Genomic DNA, 18,834 nt, shown 5'->3' on the forward strand with positions numbered 1-18,834 from the left:
TAAAGGGGAGTTGCTGCGGCATATGGTGCTGAAATTGTTCTTATTCGCGATATTGCTGTTGTTTTCGGCTTTTTTTGTCGCCACGGAATTTGCTGTCGTACGTTTGCGCACGAGCCGCGTTAACCAAATGGTTAACGAAGGAGCTAAAAACGCCAAAGCCGTTGAGAAGGTTGTTACTCATCTCGACGGCTATTTATCGGCATGCCAGCTGGGGATTACCATAACAGCGCTGGGCCTTGGCTGGCTCGGCGAGCCTACCGTACATGAGCTGCTGCATCCGCTGTTTGACCGGCTGCATCTGCAAGGGAATTTATCGAATGCTTTATCCTTTATTATTTCATTCATTATTGTGACCTATTTGCATGTCGTGCTGGGGGAGCTAGCGCCAAAGACGCTGGCCATTATCAAATCGGAGCAAGTCAGCCAGTTCACTGCACCGATCATTATCTGGTTCAATAAGCTGATGTTTCCGTTCATCTGGCTGCTTAACGGCTCCGCCAACGGACTTGTCCGCATGCTCGGTTTAAAGCCGACGGGGGAGCACGAGGCTCATTCCGAGGAGGAAATCCGGCTCATTATGTCGGAGAGCTATGAAAGCGGGAAAATCAACAAAAGCGAGCTTAGCTATGTGAACCGGATCTTTGAATTCGACGAGCGGCTGGCCCGTGAAATTATGGTGCCGCGCACCGATATGGTCTGCCTTTACGTCGAGAAATCGAAGGAAGAAAATATTGCGATTATCCGCAAGGAGCAATATACGCGTTTTCCTGTAGCAAGCGGGAGCAAAGACAATATAATCGGCGTCATTAATACGAAGCAGTTTTTCATGCATGATTTCGAGACGCATAACTCAACTGTGCGGTCGCTCATGCAGCCGATGATGTCGGTGCCGGAAGTGATGCCGATTAAAAAGCTGCTGCGGCGCATGCAGCTAGAACGCGTTCATATCGCGATCTTGCTTGACGAATACGGCGGTACTTCCGGCATGATTACGATTGAGGATATCGTCGAGGAGATTGTCGGTGAAATTCGCGATGAGTTCGATGAGGACGAGGTCGTTGAAATCGATCCTATTGGGGACAATGTTTTCCTAGTGGACGGCAAAGCCTTAATCAGTGAGGTCAACGAGGCGACGGGCAGCCATCTGGAGAGTCAAGACGTCGACTCTATCGGCGGCTGGCTGTTCAACCAGAACTCGGAGCTAAAGGTTGGCGAGCCTTGGACGTATGCCGAGCTGACGTTTACCGTCCGGGAGAAGGAGAAGCATCGTATCCGCAAGGTCGAAATTATGGTGAACCGCAATAAATAAAGGAAGCCGCATCCCGTTCAGGATGCGGTTTTTTGTATGCTTTTTCACAAATTATGGGAGAGGCGAGCATATTTAAACCGCTATGAATCGTAGAATGGAAGAGGGCGGCTGGACAAGAATGACAAGCTGCCGCTAATGCTCGGGAAAGGCGGAGGTAGACGTGGGAGATTTGCTAAATGCGATTATTATGGGTATTGTGGAAGGCTTAACGGAATTTTTGCCCGTTTCATCGACGGGTCATTTAATTTTGACTGCAGATTTGCTTGGATTTACGGATGAACGGGCGAAAACGTTCGAGGTCGTCGTTCAGTTCGGCGCTGTCCTGGCTGTGCTAGTGCTGTACCGGAAAAGGTTTCTCCGCCTGCTCAACTTCAATTTGTCCAAGACGTCGGGACTTAACGTGCTGCATATTGCGCTGGCTCTAATTCCGGCAGGGATATTCGGTGTTCTACTGCACGGCTTTATTAAAGACTATTTGTTCAGTCCGGCAACGGTGCTGGTCGGATTGGTAGCCGGCGGGCTGCTTATGATCGCTGCTGACCGATTGAAGCGGAAAATAACGGCGGAGGAGCTTGACGATATTTCGTATAGACAAGCGCTCGCCATCGGCTTGTTTCAGGTGCTTGCCTTATGGCCCGGCTTCTCGCGCTCGGGCTCAACCATATCGGGCGGGATGTTTTTTGGCGCCAGCCAGAAGGCGGCCGCTGAATTTACGTTTATCGTCTCTGTTCCCATTATGGCTGGAGCAAGCGGAATTGATCTGATCAAGAGCAGGGAATTTCTAACGGCAGCAGATTTGCCCCTGTTTCTAATCGGTCTGCTTGCTGCATTCATTGTTGCCACGATTGCGATTGTCACCTTTTTGAATTTGATTAAAAAGCTCCGGTTATCCTGGTTTGCCTATTACCGGTTTGGACTCGCCGCGCTCTTTGCACTCCTTATTTTATAGAGCATTTCATGGTGTGAATCCTAATTATTTAAGGCTTTCGCGGGGCAAGGCCGTTCCAGAAGAGCTGAATAATATCTTCCGCTGCTTGCTGCAGGCTCTCTTTGTCGCTCACAATTTCTTTGCGGTTGCGAACCGTCATAACTGCCGTATAGGCATGAGCCAGCAGACGCGGATTGGCTTCGGCAATCTCTCCAGCGGCTATCGCTTGCCTGAACACGTCCTCAAGCAGCTGATTGAGGGCGTTTTCGGCTTTGCGGATACGGATAATCTGCTCTTCGCTCAGGCCTGCGGATGCCTCACGCATCATCGTCTCGAAGTCGACATGGGCGTTTGCCATATGTCCTACCGCTACTTTCAGCAGCCGCTCCTGCAGAGGTTCCGGACCGTCCATAATTTTTCGGGTCTGCTCAAGCGCAATGGAGAGGACAAACAGTACCGATTCGGTAAACAGCTGTCCTTTATTGCTGAAATAGTAGTAGACGCTCGCTTTCGTTACGCCGCAGGCTTGGGCGACGCCTTCCAAGGATACCTTCTCGAAGCCGTGCTCCATAAATAAATAGGCGGCGGTGCGCATAATTTGAAGCATCGTCTGGCTGCTTCCTTCGGCTTTCGGTCTTCCGGGTTTTCGTTTTGGCGGCAGTTCTGTCAAAGTCAGGCCCTCCTTGTTGTAATGGCAGGTTTAGCCTAACGGCTAGCTTATTTTGCAAGTTCGCAAATTTGTAATGTAAATGTAGTTGATTAATTAACCTTCCGGTATATATAATTATTTTATACACTAATCTATTGTAAACCAAATCAGATTGCAAAGGAAATGGGGATGAAACGGAATGCTGGAAAAGCTTAGCCATGCTGTGGCCGGAAGACGCAGCCGATGGGTAACACTGGCGGTCTGGATTGTGCTTGCCGTGCTGCTGACGGTGTTGCTGCCGCCGGTCGGCGATAAGGAAAACAACAGAGCGCCGAATTTAGAGAAGGACAGTCCGTCTGTCGTTGCCGATCAATTAATTAAAGAAAAATTTCCCAGCGAGTCCGGAGTGCCCGCATTAATCGTCTGGCACCGGGAAGGGGGGCTGACGGAGGAGGATTACAAGCTATTCCAGCAGTTGTCCGCTGCACTTGCTGACAACCCGCTAGAAGCACAGGGCACAATCATTCCTTTTCATCAAATGCCTTTGCCTGCACTGGCAGCTTTCGCATCTGAAGATGGAGCGACGCTGGTGCAGCCTGTGCCGTTTGATGAAAGCGCGGATTCTGATGTGCTGAAAACCAATTTCGAACAAATTCAGAAGGAAGTCTCTTCTTTGACAGGCGAATCTGATCCGTTCTCCGTACCGGTGAAGGATACGGAAGCGCTAAGCGCGAGAATAAGCGGTCCGGCCGGCATATCAGTGGATGCGAGCGGCCTATTCAAAGGCGCTGATATTTCGCTGATGATTGCAACGGTGCTGCTCGTTCTCGTATTGCTGCTGCTCATCTACCGCTCACCGATACTAGCCGTTATTCCGTTAATCGGCGTCGGCTTTGCCTATTTGGTTACAAGTCCGCTGCTCGGCTGGATGGCAGGCGAGGGCTGGATTACGGTTGATGCCCAGGCCATCTCCATTATGACCGTTCTGCTGTTTGGCGCGGGAACCGACTATTGCCTGTTCCTCATTTCCCATTACCGCCAGGAATTGAAGGAGGATAATGACAAGCTCCGCGCTTTGCGTACAGCGTTCAGGGATGCTTCCGGCGCTATTGCGATGAGCGGCTTCACCGTCGTTCTCGCTTTAATTACGCTGCTGGCTGCCAAATACGGCGCTATTCATCGTTTTGCGGTTCCGTTCAGCCTGTCGATTCTTATTATGGGAATCGCCAGTCTCACGCTTGTTCCTGCCTTGCTCACGATTTTTGGCAGAGGCTCCTTTTACCCATTTGTGCCACGGACTGCTGAGATGGAGGCTGCCCGTGCGCAACGCAAAGGGAAGCCAGTGAAGGCTGCTCCACGCGGCGAATATCGCTTCGGTACAAAAATCGGCAATCTAGTCGTTGCTAAGCCATGGACGGTTGTTATTGCCAGTGTCGTCGTACTCACGGCATTAGCCGGATTTACGACGCAGGTGAAATTTACGTATGACCTGTTATCTTCATTTCCAAAGGATATGCCGTCGAGAGAAGGCTTTGACGTCATTTCCCGTTCGTTCACCCCTGGTCAGCTGGCGCCTGTTACCGTTGTTGTCCAGACGGAAGGGAAACCGGTTGATTTGGTATCCGGCTTGGGCATGCTGCGTGAGGTGGATTCAGTGTCGAAGCCGGCGGCCAGCGAACAGGATCCAAATTTGCAGTCGGTGCAATTGCTCTTAAGTTTTAATCCATATTCACAAGAGGCAATGGACGCAATCCCGCAAATATATGAGAAAACGGAAGCGGTGCTCGCTCAGGCAGGCGTAGATCATGCCGCCGATAAAGTATGGGTGGGCGGCCAGACGGCAACCCAATACGACGCGAGAGCACTGACGAACCGGGACAATGCCGTCGTTATTCCGCTTGTCATTGTGCTCATTATGCTGCTGCTGCTCATCTATTTGCGGTCAATAACCGCGATGCTGTATTTGACAGCTACCGTCGTGCTTTCATTTGGCTCGGCACTGGGCCTTGGCTGGATCATTCTTCACTATGTCATGGGAGTGGACGCGATTCAGGGAGCCATTCCGCTATACGCCTTTGTATTTCTCGTTGCACTCGGCGAGGATTACAACATATTTATGATTTCAAGTATCTGGCGCAAACGCAAGACGATGCCATTGTCACAAGCGATTAAGGAAGGCGTCAGCGAGACAGGGGGCGTTATTACCTCGGCCGGGCTCATTCTGGCGGCCACCTTTGCCGTGCTGGCAACACTGCCGATTCAGGTTCTGGTACAGTTTGGCCTTATAACGGCGCTGGGCGTTCTTATGGACACGTTCATCGTACGGCCATTCCTTGTGCCAGCCATTACGGCACTGCTCGGCAGACGGGCATTCTGGCCGTCTAAAGCGAATTTGATTGAACCTCAGAAATACGAAGGCTGATCTTGGCACCAGCTCAATGGATTGCATAATCCATTGGGCTTTTTTTGTGCGGTTATCAAATGGCAGGAAGTGCAGCTTGTACCGGAGCATGAAACATTTTGGAGCCGGCAGCCGTCTAGGTATGAAATTGCCAAAATTAGAGAGAGATAAGGGAGGTTGTCTGTATTGAACAAAATCGCGGTCACGGCGGGATCCATCGCCATTGCGCTCGCAATTATACTTATAGGCGGATTGCTTGCTCCGCAAGAGGTTCAAGCCTGCTCATGCGCAGAGAGGCCAGACGCTCAGCAGAATCTGAAAAACAAAGCCGCTGTTTTTGCAGGCACAGTGGTTTTTACGAAGAAGAAGGTCGATCTGCCATTCGTCAGCCGCTCGTCGGACAGTCCGGTACAGGTGAACTTTGAAGTCAGCGAAGTATGGAAGGGGCATGTTACCTCTCATTTAACTGTAAGTACCGCTATGAGCAGCGCCAGCTGCGGCGTCGAATTCCAAGACGGCCAGCAGTATCTGGTGTATGCCAATGCCAGAAATGGGGAGCTGCAGGTCGATTCATGCGGCGGGACGATGCTGCTCGCGCAGGCCGGTGCCGATCTTTCCGTTCTTGGAGGCGGCTCTGTGCCGCCTGTGCTGCAAATAGCGCCCAAACAATCCAGCAGCATCCCTATTATTATCTCAATCGCAGCCGTGCTGCTGCTTGCTGTCTTTATCGCCTATGCGACTAGAAGAAGACGAGAGGTTTAAGTTTAAGGAGCATTATTGACGAAAAATTTTATAAGGGTAAAATGGGGAAAGGACGAGTTCAGGAAGGAAGATTATCCGCTAATGAAAGTGAATATTTTGGAAGCAAAGATGACCTATACGAAAGCTGACGGTTACGTCGGACAAGTTCAGTTCGAAATCGACGGTTCGCCGAACCAATACGAAATGACACTGCACAGCCGTAAAGCGACAGAATGGGGCTATGGCCTGTTTTTTTTGAACGAGTCAGGCGATGAGGATCAATTGCTGGCCCTTGAAGATGAATTAGAGGAAGACGATGAGCTGTTCGACTTCTTGGTTCAAGCGGCGCAAGATAAACTGGTGCGTCTATAAACGCAAAAAAAAGAACCATTCGCTCCTGCAGGATACAGGCGAATGGTTCTTTTTTATCTAAGTGGGCTATAAGTGCCGATCCGCATGGTCTTCCTTTTTCGCCCGGCCGCGCAGCGAGTAGTACCAGAACAGGTAGGCGATAACCGCTACAGCAAGTACTGCGGCTAAGATGCCGTAATCGTAAATGAAATCGCCGATCTCCTCGACATGATCTCCGAACAAAGCACCGATAATGAAATAAATCGATGTCCAGATGAAAGCCGAAGGGTAGGCGAATAAGGAAAACCGGCTGTATTTCATTCGATTCGTGCCGGCAACAAAGGGCATCACATGGCGAAGAAAGGGAAACAGCAGCCCGATTCCTAGCGACCAGCCGCCGTATTTCGCGTTCAAGTGATCCGCCTTTGCGACGAATTTCTCAATATTCTTCTTCCTCATGAACCAGTCAAAGAGTCTGGAGCCGGCAAAGCGGCCAATGGAGTAATTGAAGGTCATAGCCGAGCAAATGCCGAGAAATGTCATGAGGTAGGCTGGTCCGGGCTCCAGCATATCGGATGCGGCTAACGCGCCGCCGGTCAAGACGACCGCTTCATTCGGAATCGGCAGTCCGATCAGTCCCAGACATAATACAAGGAATAAGGCGACGTAACCGAACTGTTCTATGATGGTCAGTAAATATTGATAGCCCATATGGCTTCCTCACCCTGTCGTCAAAAAAGATATAATTCCGGTCTGTGTTATTGCTCTGTATAGGCTAACATAATCAATGAGGGATAGAAACAACAATTTGAACGCAGCATAAATTAGCATTTTAACCATTTCGTAACTAATAAGTCCTCCGGCTTTATTATAATGGCTTTGCAGTGTTATTGAGTCGAAGGGCGGGATCATTCCCATGTTACCATTTCAAAACCAAGTGGATCGGCTGCGCAAATACGAACCGGTCTGTTATACGATATGCTTGACCTTGCTGCGTGACGAGCAGTCATCTTCATTAGCGGCGCAGCAGCTTTTGCTGCAGTTGTTTGACGATTCTAACTTCTGGAAGCTGGAGGAGAGCAAAAGAGATCGCTATGTATTACGCGCGGCGGGCCCGATATGTTGCGAACAAATGAAAAATGCCCGATATATGAAGACCTCGTGAACGATAGCGATTAAGGATTGATATTTAACCGATAATGGCAGATGATAATAACATACGCATGCAGCCTAATTCTCCCATTAATCGAGATTGACGGAAAGGAAAAGCAATGAATAACAACAGCAATCGGCGAAGCGTCACGATCGCCCTCTTTGTCGCGACTTTTCTGGCGGCTATCGAAGGGACGATCGTAAGTACGGCTATGCCAAGCATCACCAAAGAGCTTCAAGGTATCGAGCAGTACAGCTGGATTATTTCAATTTATTTGCTGGCGACGGTCATAACGACGCCAATCTACGGTAAGCTCTCCGATCTGTACGGGCGAAGAAAAATGTTTATGATCGGCGCGGTTATTTTTCTCGCAGGCTCTATGCTGTCCGGACTCGCGACATCCATGGAAATGCTGATTTTTTTCCGCGCTCTGCAGGGTCTCGGAGCGGGAGCGTTGACTACGATTCCATATACCATTATAGGGGATCTGTATTCCTTTGAGCAAAGAGCGAAGGTACAGGGCTGGATGTCGAGCATTTGGGGCATCGCAGGAATCTCCGGGCCTTTGCTGGGCGGCCTGCTGGTCGATTACGTATCATGGCGGGCCATCTTTTATATGAACCTGCCGTTTGGCATTATCGCTATTGCGCTATTGCTCTCATCCTTTAAAGAAAGCTATGAGAAGAAGAAACGGCATATCGATTACGCGGGTATCACGACCTTCTCGATCGGCATGTTCAGCTTCCTGTATGTGTTGACGCTGCTTCGTAATGAGGATGGCGCGGCAGGAGCGGAGCCGCTCTTCATCGGCTTGCTGTTTGCGGTTGCAGCTTTGTTTCTCGGGATGTTCTTCATCATTGAGAAAAAATCGCCGGAGCCGATCATTCCGCTCAAGCTGTTTAAGCTGCGGACGATAAGCGCGGTCAATGCAGTCAGCTTCCTGCTATGCGTGATCAACGTCGTGACGATCTTCTACCTGCCGCTATGGCTCCAAGGTGTTCTTGGCAAGAGCGCAACTTATTCCGGTCTTGCAATGATTCCGCTTTCCGTGTCATGGCCTCTTGGCTCCATACTCGCAGGGAACTGGATTGCAAAAATCGGCCTGCGCCGAATAGCCTTTGCCGGCGCGTTATTCCTCATTTGCGGAAGCCTTGGCTTTATGTTTATGAACAACAGCACGCCAATTATACTTTTTATGTGCTATACGTTTTTGACCGGATTATCCTTCGGTCTGTCATTGACTAGCTTTACAGTAGCCGTCTCTTCAGCAGTCAATTGGGAGCTGCGCGGCGCGGCTGTAGCCAGCAACAATTTTATCCGTACGCTTGGTCAGACGATCGGCATCGCGTTATTCGGACTGCTGCTGCATACGGGCAGCGCGGAATCGATTGACGCGGCACTGCTTGAGACAAGCCTGCATCGCATTTTCATCATTTTGACAGCATTATCGGTGGTCGTCTTGTTTGCAGCATTCAGCCTGCCCAAAATGCAGCAGACGGCTGAAGCGCAGCCTACCAACGCATAGATGGAATGAGCACATCTTAGAAAGGCGGTATCTTCCCCATGGCCGGTCCCATTGACGATCCTTTTTTGCTGACAGCTTCTTCGCCCGCCGAAGCCGGCTTGTCAGCTTCATCCTTGCATGCGATGGAGCAGATGCTGCCGGAATGGCGGATGAAATCCGTTGTCGTACTCCGGGGCGACCGGATTGCCTGGGAGTGGCATGAGCATGGGGAAGATAGAATTGCGCCGCTGTTGTCCTGTACGAAAAGCCTGATGTCGGCACTGATCGGTATCGCGATTGAAGAGGGTGCAATTGAAAGCGTCGAGCAGCCGATTGCCGACTACTTCGGAGCGGAGGCTGATCCGTCGATTCGGATCAAGCATTTGCTGACGATGACGCCGGGCTGGGATTGGCCGGACTTCGATAAGCCTTATAAAGCGATGAAGAAAGCGGCTGATCCGATCAGCTTTGTACTGAACAGTCCGCTAACACATAGCCCTGGTGCGGCATTTACTTATAATTCAGGAGGCTCACATCTGCTCTCGGCGATTCTAACAAAGGCTACCGGAACCAGCGCTCTGGATTATGCAAGCAGCAAGCTGTTCCGTCCAATGGGCTTCCGCAAGGCAAAATGGTCCGCGCACCGCGGTGTAAATGAAGGAGGAACAGGGCTTCAGCTGTATGGCCGGGATTTGGCCAAGCTGGGCCTCTTGTATTTGCGCGGAGGAGACTGGTTCGGCAATCGTCTGCTGCCGGCTGGCTGGATCGAGAAGTCGACCAAATCCCATCATCGCGCGCTCATCCAGTACACCCCGCCGATTTATGGCTCATACGGCTTTCACTGGTGGCAATCGCCTGCGTCGCAAAACGGCGTATCCTGCTTTTTTGCGTTTGGGCATGGCGGCCAAATGCTGCTGGTTGCGCCATCAGAACAGCTTACAGTCGTCGTCCGCAAACATATTACAGGCCGGAATGCGGCGATTTTGTCGAGAAAGCTTATCATGGATTATATCGCGCCAGCGATTTTTCACTAATTTTGTGTGCAACTTTTTCCTCTTTTTTGCGTTCATAGTGTGTCGGTTCAATTGCAGTTCAGCAATTATTACAAAAAAAAGGAGATTGTAATGGGTAAAAAAGTCAGCTTAGTCGCACTTGTCGCATTGTTCCTCTTTGCCGTGGCCATTCCGGTCCAGGCGCAAGGCCAACTCCAGGATCAGCTCGTACTGATTCAAAAAACGAACCAGATGTACCATAACGGCAAGCTTTACAAAGCTTCACAGCCGTTAACCGAGAAGAAGGGGGTAACTTACGTCGCCGCCCGTTCGATTGCTGAACGTCTATACGGTAAAGTTGTTTATGATTCAAAGCTGAAGGAGTACATATTGACGACAGGGCAGCAGGAGCTTCGCTACAAAGCGGGCAGCACTGCCTATACAATCAATGGTGCTTCGACTAAACTTGACGGCGCGCCTTTCGTACAACAGGGCACGTTAATGATCCCGCTTCGCTCGCTTCTCAAGCCTTACGGCATGAAGATCAGCAGCAATGCCGAGCAGAAGAAGGTTACGCTGGAGTGGACAGTGAAGCCGGTAGCAGCATTCACCGTATCGCCAGCTACTATTTATGCCGGCGAAACTGAGGTTTCCTACATCGATAAAGCTTCCCATCCGAAAGGTCTGCTCATTACGGATGAGCGCTGGGAGGGACAAGCCTCTTCCTTTGATACTCCGGGCACTTACAAAGTAACCCGCTGGGTACAGGACGAGAATGGCGTATGGAGCGATCCGTTCTCCGTGAACGTTGTAGTCAAGCAGCCGAATTTGCCGCCGGTCGCAAACTTTACGACCGACAAAAACTCTTACAAAATGGGCGAGATGATCCATTATACTGACCTAAGCACAGATGATGAGAACAAGATTAAAAAGACGGAATGGACGAATAACGCCAAAGGCTTCTTCACGCCAGGTCCGCAGACAATTACGCTGAAAGTAACCGACACACATGGCGCGGTCGGCGAATTCTCGAAAACGATTATGATCGAGGATGAGACGCTGTACAGCAAACAGGATTTCGACATGCTGTTTACTGAAGTCGGCGACAAATACCAAATCGACGGTGCAAGCGTTCTGAAGCTTCCGACGGTATCGTATGAATTGTCCGTCGTTGGCCAGCAAACGCTGATCCGCAGCAACAGCCCTGAGCATATCGATGAAGAGGGCATCTATTATTCCGATACGGCAACGGGCAATGTCCGTTTCTTGACACACAATCAGAACAACCGCGCGAATCCGGTTCGTATCTATATTATTGCAACGAACGAAAATGCTGAAGAAGCTACAGTAACCGAGGAACGCGTTGGCGTTGGCGGTCCTGCGCCATACGTGTCGCAAACAGGTAAAGCCGCTGTCGGCAACTATCTGTTTGGCCGCACGCAGCCGTCCTTGAACAAAGTAATTAAAATTCCACCAGGCGAAAGCCGTGTCGTGCTCAGCAAATTGAGCGACGTCAAGCTGGCGCAAGACCGGGTAGTAACGATGTATTCCGACGTGTCGACATCGGCGCCGATTAAATTCAGCATCGTTGTGGTAGATGCCGACAAGGATGTTCTGGCTGAGCTGCCGAAGCTGCAGCAGCTTCCGCGTGACGGCAAGCACGTTCGCGGCACGTTCCATGACGCAAACCGCAACATCCATGTTCTGGATACAATCGGCAATGAGCCGGCCCGTATGATTTTGGCCGATAAAGTGGTTGACACGCGCCTGTCGGGCTATGATGTAACGACTGGCGATATCATGTCCAACGACGGCAACAATGGTGCTTACTATGTGCTTAGACTGTATAACGTACAGCCTCACACACTTATTGGGCTTAATCCGCGGGGCGGACATTATGGCGGAGCCTTCCTGGTCAACAATAAGCTCGTCTACACGACGACGACGACCATTTTGAGCAATGCCAACGACGTTGGCGTCCTGTACCGGACAGGCAATGATGTTGAGCAGGTGACGATTGCGTTCACACCGGCATCCGGAAGCAATCTGCCGTTCAACCTGCTGTTCTTGCCGCTTCCTGAGTTGAAATACTAAGGATCGGGAAATTCGGATAAGCTTGCAGTGAAAAAACCTTCAACCTATTATGGGTTGGAGGTTTTTTTACCGATTATGTCAGATTGTGAATGATAGGGCGAACATTATTGTGGAAAATGGTTTTTTTATATTGTTTTATAAGTGCTTCTGGCTTATGATGTTATCTAAATTAACATCGAGTTGGTTGCTGATTGAACGAGTTTTCTGAGGTTTGAGAATTAAGCAAGTGCGGAATGGAGGAAGGTTTCGTGATTCAACTATCAGCAGTAAATGATATGAACCAGAAGGAGTTCGTTCTGGCTTTGGGTACTATATTCGAAAACTCGCCGTGGGTAGCGGAGGCAGCATGGGCATTTAGGCCATTTCAGAGCCGTTCCGGGCTTCATGAGGCGATGCTGCAGATGATTAAGGACTTGCCGGAGGCGCGTCTGCATGCTTTCTACCGCATGCATCCTGATTTGGCGACGAGGCTCAGCATTGGTGAATATTCGACACGCGAGCAGCAGGGAGCGGGTCTTGACCAGCTGTCGCCAGAGGAATTTGCGGAATTCGCTGCTGCAAACCGGCACTATATGGAGAAATTCGGTTTTCCTTTCATCCATGCGGTGCGCGGCAGCAACAAAACGGAAATCTGGTCAGCCCTGCAGCAGCGGCTTACCCATTCGTTGGAGGAAGAAACGAAAGAAGCGATGAACCAAATTGCTAAAATCACGTCATTTCGGCTAGCAGATCTCATTGAAGGTTAGTTTGCGGGCATTGAACGGAAGGGAGCGAGAACGGGATGGATGAGAGAGTGGAGCAGTTGAAGCGGCTTCCAAAAATTGATCTTCATCTGCATCTGGACGGAAGCGTAAAGCCGGAAACGATTCGCGAGCTTGCTCATCAACAGGGCAAATCGCTCCCGGCAGATGATCATCTGCTGTCTTGGATGCAGATCGACGAGGACTGCACCAATCTGCGTGAATATTTAAGCAAATTCGATTTCGTGCTGCCGTTTCTGCAAACAGGAGAGGCGTTGGAGCGTGTTGCGTTCGAAGTTGTTGAACAGGCGGCCAATCAAGGCTGCATCTATATAGAGGTTAGGTACGCGCCTCTTCTTCATACGCTAAAGGGGCTTAGCATCGAGGAGGTAATCCGGCATGTCCGTGACGGATTACGCCGCGGAGAGAGGCATTATGGCGTCCTGGCAAGAGCCATTGTCATCTGTATGCGTCATGACAGTTATGAACGTAATGAAGCTGTCATTGCAGCAGCTGCAAGCCAATATAGAGACGGAGTCGCTGCCGTTGATCTCGCCGGAGATGAAGCGGGCTTTCCGCCGCAGCTGCATCGTTCTTTATTCGAGTTAGCCCGCCGGTTGGGCTTGCCGATAACGATTCATGCCGGGGAAGCGGGAGGCGCGGAAAATGTCATCGAAGCGATTGCCAGCCTCGGCGCCGTCCGGATCGGGCACGGCGTCCGGATTGACGGCCACTCCGAAGCGATGGAATTGGTTCGATCAACGCGAACGCCATTGGAGCTTTGTCCCGTCAGCAATATTCAGACGAAGGCAGTCTCCTCCTGGGAGGCGTATCCTATAAAAAAATTTCTAGATTTCGGAATAACGGTCACGGTTAATACTGATAATTTAACGGTATCGGGCACGACGATCACGCTGGAGTATATTATGCTGTTGCAGCATTGCGGCTTGACACTTCGGGACATCGGCAAGCTCATTCGCAACGGGGCAGAAGCCTCGTTTCTGGAGGAGCCTTTGAAGAGCGGTCTGATTGATACCATTAACCGTCAATTGGCGGACCAAGGGCTGCAACTGTCCCCATAGCGTGAGTATGTCCACGGATAAAGAGCAAGTATTGGGGCTCGCTCAGCCCTGATACTTGCGCTTTTTTATTTTTCACCCTTGCCTCGTTGGCATGTAAATTTCTCTTACGCAGCGCCTTGGAACGAGATCCATATCGCTATGCCCGCTACAGCAACGGTAACGACCGCAACAAATGCGAAATAGCCGGTTTTGGTTTTTGAAGCGGTATGTTTGTCATAGAACCTCTCCGAATTTGAAGATATATACAAATAGTATCTTATTTCCCAATATGAAGTAAACCTTTTGGGGATAGCGATACTTTCATTCCAGCTATTATCGGTTTTCACAAAGTTGTTCTTTTGACGCCACTCTTTTGTCACCCAATCCCCTCTGATATGCCAATGTTCAGCTGAAATTGTCCGTATAATGAGAGGTAACGATCTGCGTACGATAACAGCAGCTAAGACAAGGCAGAGCAGGGGGAGTGATGACGATGCAGAAAGTCCGGGTCCTTATCGTGGATGATCATCACCATGCGCGAGAGGGAATGAGGACAATCCTTGAGGAGGATTCCTTATTCGAAATTGTGGCCGAAGCTCAGAACGGGAAGAACGCCATACAATCAACGGAGCAGCTGCTGCCGGATTTGATACTCATGGCTGTCGATAAGTGCAGAACTGATGATATAGATGCTACTAGGTCGATCAAATTACAATTTCCGTTTGTCAAAATCGTATGGATAACAGCCGCAGATGACATTACTCATTTCTTCGAAGCGTTGAAGAACGGCGCCCAAGGTTATTTGGTGAAGCATTACAGCCCCGGGACCTGGCTTGAATATTTGCGTGCGATCGTATTGGATGACGAACCCATGCCAAGAGAGTTCGCAGCACGTATAATAAATAGCGTTTCATTTGCCGGAGAATCTCGCGATGACGATACGCCTTTGACACCGAGAGAAAAGGAGCTGTTGTGTTTAGTAGCTGACGGCTTGGCGAATCGGGATATTGCAGAGAAGCTGGTCATTTCAAAGCATACGGTCAAAAATCATTTAAAAAACATTTTGCAAAAGCTGCATTTGGACAACCGGGTTCAACTGGCTCGGTATGCTTTTGAGCGGGGTTATTGTTACGCGTGATGGAGTGTGTTCTCATAAATGGACTGAAGACTGTCAATGCTAACTAGCAAATATTGCTGATGAGCAGAAGATGGGATGGACGCCATGTATTCGAGATATGCTGCAAAGCTGTGTGCCTCTCTGTTAATTGTCGTGCTTTCCGCATGCGGGGGCCATCAACCGGCAGTTATGAATGATGAGGTCTTAAATCAGAATGGCATAACGAACGGTGATACGGCAGAAACGCTCTATAAAAACCAATGTTTATCTTGTCACGGTGCTGATCTGGAAGGAACCCGGTCAGGTTCTAATCTGCAGCATATCGGCAGTACGATGTCGGAGGAGCAGATTACCGCTATCATTACAAATGGAAAAGGCGGTATGCCTGCTTTCGGCAGGAGATTGTCGGAGAGTGAAATTCAAAGCTTGGCCAAATGGCTGTCGGAGCATCATTGATCTGACAGCCGTGCTGTAAGCGTCAAAGGGATGATGTCTCTTTGACGCTTCTTTTCATTTTTTTAGAAAGATATCAGACCTATTTCAAAGAACGGAGCGCCTGATCCTGCAATTCATCATCGTCCCGAATTGCTTTCGAACCTGCTACTACCAGATACAACACCCCAAATACGAATAATGCTCCCAAAAGGGTCATGTATGCAGCTGCCATAAAAATGATCGCCTCCTTTCCAACCTAGTATAAAAGAAAAAGAGAAACCGTTTCATGACTCGATATGGCTATTTTATTACAATTGTCGACACAGATCGTTCACCTTCCAATAATTGTTGCACCTGCTTGAGCAAGGAGAGAAGCATTCTGCTATAATTAGCTTTACGAAAATGAAGGTGGTGCGCCAATTGGAGAAACTAATGGATGAGCAATGCGAGGACAACTGTATCGGAACGGAGCCGGGCAGCGACAACCTGAGCAAGGCGCGGGTAGACGAGCAAACGGCGGTTGAGCTGGCTGAGCTGTTCAAGGCGCTTGGCGACCCGACCCGGGTGAAAATGATCTACGCACTTCTGGAGCAAGAGCTGTGCGTGCATGATTTGTGCGTCGTGCTGGATATGGCGCAGTCAGCGGTCTCGCATCAGCTTCGCTATTTGCGTAATGTGCGCATCGTGAAGCGGCGCAAAGCAGGCAAAACCGTCTATTATTCGCTGGACGACGATCATGTGAAGGAAATTTTTACGCAAACGCTGCAGCATTTGCATCATAGCTGACATAAATATAATTATGATCTTCCTACCAGCGACTCCTTCTCGTTTCCTTATTTTGCTAGTATAATGAAACGTAAACTGCCGCTGCAAAGGAGTTCAAATGTGACGAAGCCTAAGCTGTTTATTGGATCATCCAGGGAAGCAATCAAATATGTGAACGCCATTCATCGCGCTTTGAACCGTGTAGCGGAGGTTACGCCTTGGCATGCCGGAGCCTTCAAAGCGAATGATTATGCGATCGAGGCGCTGGAGCGTCAGCTGCAGACTGCCGATTATGCGGTGTTCGTGCTGGCAGCGGACGATATAGTCATGATGAGAGGCAAAGCTTTTCTAGCGCCGAGAGACAATACGGTGTTTGAAATGGGCATGTTCTGGGGACGGCTCAGACGGACCCGCGTTTTCTTCCTCATTCCGGAGCAAGTGTCGCCGGAGAGGGAAGGAATCGCCATCGATGAGTTTCATTTGCCCTCCGATCTGCTGGGGCTGACCGTGCTGCGCTACGAGGAGCGTTCGGATGGCAATTTCGACGCCGCAGTGAATCTGGCTTGCGATGAGATTGCCGATCGAATCCGGGCGCTGGGGCATTTCCAGGATCCCGCCGTGTTGGCCGCAGCTTATGAATCCGAACTGAAGCGCAAGCAAAGCTTGCTGCATTTTTTTATAGCATTCAACCAGAACACATTTAGTGAGCGCGAGCATCATCCTTATGAACGGATGTACGAGGCTATTCGGAACGGCTACGACGCCTCTCCGCTGGAAGGCTATCGTGTAACAGGCGCTGCGTTATGGCAGGCTGATCTGGATGGCATGCGGCAAATTGCCGGCAATGTCGGCAAAGGGCGTTTTTTTCCCTATCATACGAATGAAGGGAAAAAAGAAGGGGAGTCCCCCGTTCTCGTCGTGGATGCGTTCTTGAACAGCACGATGCGCTTCTTGCGAATGGGAAAGCTGGTTGCGGCTGGTTATTTACTGTGTTATCCTGTGGGTAAGGATTTTGTCGTAACGGTTCATTTAGCTGGAGCACGTACCGTAACAGACGAGGAGCTTGGAATACTCGCCGAACGGAACAGCGAATTAATGGACACCGTGAACTATTTGCTGGGAGGCGATTCACAATGAACAAGAGCAGAGGAAACCGTGAGAACCACACTGCCCGACTGATTCGCAAGCCTGCCCGTGGCGAACAGCAAGCCAATTCGGTATTCGTCGCGCCCTCGGTAGACGGCAGGGACCGGGAATATACAGTGGTGCTGGAGCGCAAAGCGATTTATAAAAAGCCATCATTTCTATAATTGAATATTGAATGGAACTGAACCCTGTCTCGAGAACGGGTGTCATTGCCAATAGGAAGTCCCGGAGCGATCCGGGGCTTTATTTATTGCCCGGAGCTTTCGGGGAACCGCTCGCCTTGAACGGGCAGCCGCGATAAGGTATGCTTTGGATAGGGGGATACGCGGATGGTCTATATCATTGCAGCAACTGCAGCAGTTGTGCTGTTTTATTTTCTGTTTATATTTCCGACCCAGTGGCTGAAGGTTGAACGGATTCAGTATCCGGCTGGACTCGGCATGAAGGTGCTGCATATTAGCGATCTGCATGTAGAGAAGATCCGGATAAGCGCCGCCAGAATAAAAAGATTGATTGAGACAGAGCGTCCATCGTATATTTTTATTACCGGAGACTTTACGCAAAACGGCAAATATTTGCAAAAGGTCCGCGTTTATTTGGAATCGATCGCCGGCTGCGGCGTTCCGGTGTTTGCCGTACTTGGCAATCATGATCACCGGCTGGCCGCGGGTCCCATGAAGCAGCTCGTCCAGCTCATGAAAGACACAGGCGTGCAATTGCTCAGCAATCGCAGCTGCGATGCGGGCGGGTTTATGCTGGTTGGCATTGACGATTGGGGCAGCAAGAAGAGCAAGCCGAAAGTGGCCTTTCAAGGCGCGGGCAAGGGCAAGCCTATTATCGTGCTAACCCATGACCCGAATCTGGTACTGCAGCTTACACATCCTTATACGTATTTAATGGCTGGACATTTTCACGGCATGCAATTTAACGTACCCTTTCTATTCCGTTACATTAACAAAGGGAAGCTGGCAGCCGCCGGCATCGTGAAAGGGCTGCATGAAGGGGATCAGGGCGCTTATTACATATCCAAAGGGATCAGCCAGGCCGGACCGAATGCCCGCTTTCTTATCCGCAGCGAAGTGACGGTACACCAATTATAGCTTGATGGCCGACAGGCCATGCCAGCCATAATGAGCACATGACAACATCGGAAAGGGTGAAGGGAATGAAAATGAGCGTAACATCAGCCGCAACAGCATGTTTTATAGAAGAGTGGGGCTTTAAGCCGGAAGACAGCGTACGTATTTATGTACGGTACAGCGGCGGCGGAGAGGATGCGTTTTCGTTCGGCATCATGAAGGACACAGCCAGATACCCGGCAGTCAGTACGGTTCAGGATGGTATTCATTTTTACATGGAAGAGAACGACGCTTGGTATATGGACGGCAAGGATTTGACTATTGATCTGCGCAATGAAAATATCGTCTTCGTCAAATAAAGAAAGGCTT

At 50.1% G+C, this 18,834-nt stretch carries 21 protein-coding genes; 18 read left to right on the plus strand and 3 right to left on the minus strand.

The genetic code is table 11. The annotated features are described in order from the left end of the window. The first annotated feature begins 22 nt into the window (after nt 1-22). Nucleotides 23-1,309: a hemolysin family protein gene (locus ACFVVF_RS01360; RefSeq protein WP_387804699.1), complete on the plus strand. Its 1,287-nt coding sequence runs from the start codon at nt 23-25 to the stop codon at nt 1,307-1,309. Nucleotides 1,310-1,469: 160 nt separating this feature from the next. After that, on the plus strand, nt 1,470-2,258 hold the full coding sequence (locus ACFVVF_RS01365; RefSeq protein WP_387804701.1) for an undecaprenyl-diphosphate phosphatase: 789 nt from the start codon (nt 1,470-1,472) through the stop codon (nt 2,256-2,258). A 28-nt stretch (nt 2,259-2,286) separates the two neighbouring features. Here the strand turns inward: ACFVVF_RS01365 and ACFVVF_RS01370 are convergent, their stop codons facing one another. Next, nucleotides 2,287-2,907, minus strand: coding sequence for a TetR/AcrR family transcriptional regulator (locus ACFVVF_RS01370; RefSeq protein WP_387804703.1), 621 nt, complete (start codon nt 2,905-2,907; stop codon nt 2,287-2,289). 178 nt (nt 2,908-3,085) lie between these two features. Here ACFVVF_RS01370 and ACFVVF_RS01375 point away from each other — a divergent pair, with 178 nt between their 5' ends. From ACFVVF_RS01375 to ACFVVF_RS01385, 3 genes are all read left to right on the plus strand, one after another. After that, complete coding sequence (locus ACFVVF_RS01375) at nt 3,086-5,308, plus strand: MMPL family transporter (RefSeq protein WP_387804705.1); 2,223 nt, start codon at nt 3,086-3,088, stop codon at nt 5,306-5,308. 165 nt (nt 5,309-5,473) lie between these two features. Further along, nucleotides 5,474-6,049: a hypothetical protein gene (locus tag ACFVVF_RS01380; RefSeq protein ID WP_387804707.1), complete on the plus strand. Its 576-nt coding sequence runs from the start codon at nt 5,474-5,476 to the stop codon at nt 6,047-6,049. Nucleotides 6,050-6,130: 81 nt separating this feature from the next. Further along, nucleotides 6,131-6,400, plus strand: coding sequence for a hypothetical protein (locus tag ACFVVF_RS01385; protein ID WP_387804709.1), 270 nt, complete (start codon nt 6,131-6,133; stop codon nt 6,398-6,400). 66 nt (nt 6,401-6,466) lie between these two features. Here the strand turns inward: ACFVVF_RS01385 and ACFVVF_RS01390 are convergent, their stop codons facing one another. Next, a complete protein-coding gene (locus ACFVVF_RS01390) occupies nt 6,467-7,090 on the minus strand; it encodes a DedA family protein (RefSeq protein ID WP_387804711.1) in 624 nt (207 codons plus the stop codon). Between the two features lie 205 nt (nt 7,091-7,295). Between ACFVVF_RS01390 and ACFVVF_RS01395 the strand changes: the two genes are divergently transcribed. From ACFVVF_RS01395 to ACFVVF_RS01430, 8 genes are all read left to right on the plus strand, one after another. Beyond that, a complete protein-coding gene (locus ACFVVF_RS01395) occupies nt 7,296-7,544 on the plus strand; it encodes a hypothetical protein (protein ID WP_387804712.1) in 249 nt (82 codons plus the stop codon). 106 nt (nt 7,545-7,650) lie between these two features. Continuing rightward, the gene (locus tag ACFVVF_RS01400; protein ID WP_387804714.1) at nt 7,651-9,057 is read left to right on the plus strand and encodes an MDR family MFS transporter; all 1,407 of its coding nucleotides are present in this window, start codon (nt 7,651-7,653) and stop codon (nt 9,055-9,057) included. 38 nt (nt 9,058-9,095) lie between these two features. Next, complete coding sequence (locus ACFVVF_RS01405) at nt 9,096-10,070, plus strand: serine hydrolase domain-containing protein (protein WP_387804715.1); 975 nt, start codon at nt 9,096-9,098, stop codon at nt 10,068-10,070. Nucleotides 10,071-10,160: 90 nt separating this feature from the next. Further along, the gene (locus tag ACFVVF_RS01410; protein ID WP_387804717.1) at nt 10,161-12,122 is read left to right on the plus strand and encodes a copper amine oxidase N-terminal domain-containing protein; all 1,962 of its coding nucleotides are present in this window, start codon (nt 10,161-10,163) and stop codon (nt 12,120-12,122) included. Nucleotides 12,123-12,370: 248 nt separating this feature from the next. Beyond that, nucleotides 12,371-12,868 carry a 2-oxo-4-hydroxy-4-carboxy-5-ureidoimidazoline decarboxylase gene (gene uraD / locus ACFVVF_RS01415; RefSeq protein WP_387804719.1) on the plus strand — a complete coding sequence of 166 codons (498 nt, stop codon included), beginning with the start codon at nt 12,371-12,373 and terminating at the stop codon, nt 12,866-12,868. A gap of 35 nt (nt 12,869-12,903) precedes the next feature. Further along, complete coding sequence (add, locus tag ACFVVF_RS01420) at nt 12,904-13,944, plus strand: adenosine deaminase (protein WP_387804721.1); 1,041 nt, start codon at nt 12,904-12,906, stop codon at nt 13,942-13,944. A gap of 472 nt (nt 13,945-14,416) precedes the next feature. Then, nucleotides 14,417-15,061: a response regulator gene (locus tag ACFVVF_RS01425; protein ID WP_387804723.1), complete on the plus strand. Its 645-nt coding sequence runs from the start codon at nt 14,417-14,419 to the stop codon at nt 15,059-15,061. A gap of 84 nt (nt 15,062-15,145) precedes the next feature. Then, entirely contained in the window at nt 15,146-15,496 is a 351-nt protein-coding gene (locus ACFVVF_RS01430; RefSeq protein ID WP_387804725.1) for a c-type cytochrome, read from the plus strand. Between the two features lie 79 nt (nt 15,497-15,575). Here ACFVVF_RS01430 and ACFVVF_RS01435 read toward each other — a convergent pair whose 3' ends face one another. Further along, nucleotides 15,576-15,707 carry a hypothetical protein gene (locus ACFVVF_RS01435; RefSeq protein ID WP_387804726.1) on the minus strand — a complete coding sequence of 44 codons (132 nt, stop codon included), beginning with the start codon at nt 15,705-15,707 and terminating at the stop codon, nt 15,576-15,578. 170 nt (nt 15,708-15,877) lie between these two features. Between ACFVVF_RS01435 and ACFVVF_RS01440 the strand changes: the two genes are divergently transcribed. The 5 genes from ACFVVF_RS01440 (at nt 15,878) to ACFVVF_RS01460 (ending at nt 18,824) form a co-directional block, all read left to right on the plus strand. Next, nucleotides 15,878-16,261 (plus strand): ArsR/SmtB family transcription factor, encoded by a 384-nt coding sequence (locus ACFVVF_RS01440; RefSeq protein WP_387804728.1) that lies wholly within the window; start codon nt 15,878-15,880, stop codon nt 16,259-16,261. Nucleotides 16,262-16,360: 99 nt separating this feature from the next. Continuing rightward, nucleotides 16,361-17,377: a TIR domain-containing protein gene (locus ACFVVF_RS01445; protein WP_387804730.1), complete on the plus strand. Its 1,017-nt coding sequence runs from the start codon at nt 16,361-16,363 to the stop codon at nt 17,375-17,377. Then, nucleotides 17,374-17,550, plus strand: a complete 177-nt coding sequence (locus ACFVVF_RS01450; protein ID WP_387804732.1) for a hypothetical protein — start codon at nt 17,374-17,376, stop codon at nt 17,548-17,550. The genes ACFVVF_RS01445 and ACFVVF_RS01450 overlap by 4 nt, the downstream gene beginning before the upstream one ends. 165 nt (nt 17,551-17,715) lie before the next feature. Then, on the plus strand, nt 17,716-18,486 hold the full coding sequence (locus ACFVVF_RS01455; protein WP_387804734.1) for a metallophosphoesterase: 771 nt from the start codon (nt 17,716-17,718) through the stop codon (nt 18,484-18,486). A gap of 71 nt (nt 18,487-18,557) precedes the next feature. Further along, nucleotides 18,558-18,824 carry a HesB/YadR/YfhF family protein gene (locus tag ACFVVF_RS01460; RefSeq protein WP_387804736.1) on the plus strand — a complete coding sequence of 89 codons (267 nt, stop codon included), beginning with the start codon at nt 18,558-18,560 and terminating at the stop codon, nt 18,822-18,824. Nucleotides 18,825-18,834 lie beyond the last annotated feature (10 nt).

Source organism: Paenibacillus sp. NPDC058174 (assembly GCF_042883865.1).
Classification (GTDB): Bacteria; Bacillota; Bacilli; order Paenibacillales; family Paenibacillaceae; genus Pristimantibacillus.